The following is a 1,485-nucleotide window of genomic DNA, read 5'->3' as shown; positions in this document are numbered from 1 at the left end:
ATCCGGTTGATGGCGAGCGACTGTTCGATATATTCTTCCGCTCCAGTCGTACCGCCAGCACTCGAGCGGGATCGGGCATCGGCCTGTATGTGGCCAAGACCCTCGTGGAGGCGATGCACGGCCGCATCTGGGCCCGGGCCCGGGCCGCGGGAGGCTCGGAATTCGGGTTCGCGATCCCGATCCTCCACGAGGATGAGCTGGCAAGCTGATCGGCCGCCGGATGGCAGCATCCTCGAGCCGCCCCGGGGGCGGGAGCAAGCGGAACCGCCGCCGGCAGTCCGGCGGCCCCCGGACACGTTGGAGGACACGTGCGCGTCTCGCTCGGCGAACTTCAGGCCGTGGATCGTGGTGGCCTGCTGGCCCGCTACCACAGCTTCGGACCGGTCGTGGCGGTCGTTGCCGACCTCCCGAGCGACGGATCGACAGCCGGGACCGGGCTCGACGAACCCTGCTTCAGGCAGCACCACGGCATCGTCCTCGGTGGCGCACTCGCGGTTCATCACGACGAAGGTCGGACCGAAACGTTCGCGGCGGGAACGGCGTTCTACGTGGAATCCGGCCCGCCGAGTCATACGTTCACCGCTGAGCCCGACACGGTCGTCGCCGGCTTCGCCATTCCCGAGGCCGATGAGCCCGCCACGCCCGGTGCGCTCGAGGCGCGTGGCTTCACCGTGGTACCCCGGCCCGATCCGGACGTCAGCCTGCCACGCGCAGTGACCGTGGCCGGATCGCTTCGGCCCTTTCGCCGGCCCGGGGTCATCGAGGTCGAGGCAGCCCAGATGGGACCATGGGTCTTCATGCGCTCGATCTTCGGGGAGCGCACGGGCCACCTCAGCGGGTGGTGCGACGTACCGCATTGGGGCTTCGTCATCGACGGCGAAATCGCGATCCTCTACGAGAGTTCGTCCGAACCGGGAGCGGGCACGGAGCTCGTGGCACGGGGCGACGCGTTCTACGCACCACCAGGTCACCGGTTCGTTTCCGCGGACGGGGCCGTGGTCGTGGACTACTCGCCGGTGAGTGCACTCGGCACGGAGCGCGTGTCGAGATGGCGTCGCGCGACCCTTGCCCGACGAGGGCTGATCACACCCGGCTCGAGGAACGGTTCAATCGGCCGCCCCACGATGGCGGCGAGCGGTCTCGCCGCGCCCACGTCCGTCCCGACGACGGATGATCGGATCCCGACCGAACCAACGAACGATGCGCATCATGCCGACGACGGGATCGCCCCAAGCTTCGCGGAAACAGTTGCGCCCTATGGTCGAGCGACCGGCGGTCCGGTCCGCGGCCAGTGACTGCGGGACGGAGGCCGGCCCGGAGCGGCTCGCGCCACATCGGCGCGTACGGCGAAGGCCCACCGTTGCCGATGGGCCTTCGCCAAGAGTGACCGCGGGCCCCCGACCCGCGGTCGGATCAAATGGGGCCGCGACCGACGCGCGAGCGTCCGCCCAGGGCGTTGACGACCACGACCGTGATGATGGCCCC

General features: G+C 69.8%; 2 protein-coding genes. Both read left to right on the top strand.

Translation table 11 applies throughout. The annotated features are described in order from the left end of the window. A partial coding sequence (locus tag EPO09_RS21895; RefSeq protein ID WP_290646691.1) for an ATP-binding protein occupies positions 1–209 on the top strand: 209 nt, incomplete at its 5' end. Positions 210–308: 99 nt separating this feature from the next. Next, the gene (locus EPO09_RS21890; RefSeq protein WP_290646689.1) at positions 309–1,295 is read left to right on the top strand and encodes a hypothetical protein; all 987 of its coding nucleotides are present in this window, start codon (positions 309–311) and stop codon (positions 1,293–1,295) included. Positions 1,296–1,485: the final 190 nt, after the last annotated feature.

This window comes from Aquabacterium sp., assembly GCF_004297345.1.
Taxonomy (GTDB): Bacteria; Pseudomonadota; Gammaproteobacteria; order Burkholderiales; family Burkholderiaceae_C; genus Aquabacterium.
This window is presented reverse-complemented; position numbering and strand designations above follow the sequence as displayed.